This window comes from Terrihalobacillus insolitus, from assembly GCF_028416575.1.
GTDB lineage: Bacteria > Bacillota > Bacilli > Bacillales > Amphibacillaceae > Terrihalobacillus > Terrihalobacillus insolitus.
In genome coordinates this window covers 1-861 of sequence record NZ_JAMQKB010000064.1, presented here as the reverse complement: position 1 = coordinate 861, position 861 = coordinate 1, and the positions used below count along the sequence as shown (strand labels likewise).

The 861-nt window shown below is 32.6% G+C and carries 1 protein-coding gene; it reads right to left on the bottom strand.

What is annotated here, in order from left to right; all coding sequences use genetic code 11:
• Window positions 1-286: 286 nt before the first annotated feature.
• The coding region (locus NC797_RS18300) for an IS91 family transposase (protein ID WP_272438217.1) at window positions 287-861 on the bottom strand (575 nt) is incomplete at its 5' end.

Sequence of the window (861 nt, the reverse complement as noted above, 5' to 3'; positions counted from 1 at the left end):
TATAATTATTAAGGAAAGAATTGTAGTTGGGACAAAAAAACAGAACATCTTTTCAGTTCTGTTTTTTTGTCCCAATTGCAATTTTTCCCATTGAACAATAGTCGCACTGTCACCTTTCAATCATCCTAACTATGGGTTTTCAATGATTCTCTCGCCCCTAACAAAATGCTTACTATTGGTTAAAATGAATCAAAATGAATCATATAAAGGTTGATTTTAAAAAAAGGTGCATGCTTAATAAACCTAGTAAATACTAGTTTTTTAAAAGATATTAAGTTCCCTTATCTTATTCCAGTTGCGGGATTGACCTTGCCATGTTGAAGTTACGTTTAGAACACTTGGGACATTTGTGTATATCTACCCCGAAAAGTACCAATAAAATTTGAGCAGTCGTCAGCCCTTCCAAAAGAGGTTTTGGATAATCCCTCCTAATAATATTACGGCATATCTTTAATTTTTTCTTTTTAGTACGGTTACTTAAAATGCCATAATATCGGATTTTAACAAACCCTTTTGGTAAAATATGCATTAGAAATCTCCTGATGAATTCTGTGGATTCAAGCGTCATCTGAGAGGTTTCACCCTGTTTTTTATAATTTTTCACTTTAAACGTAACACTTTTATCATCTACTGATATAATTCGGGCATTAGAAATAGCAATCCGGTGGGTGTACCTCCCCAAATATTCAATGACATTTTTTGCACCTTTAAAAGTTTCTTTGATATGTGGAATCCATTCCTTCGAATATAAAAGATCTACTAATTGCTGGAACTTAGTAGGATTTTGAAACTGTAAAGAAGACCCAGAAAACAATAACTGACCAGATGTGTAAAATTTCTTTAAAGCATCCATAAATTTCC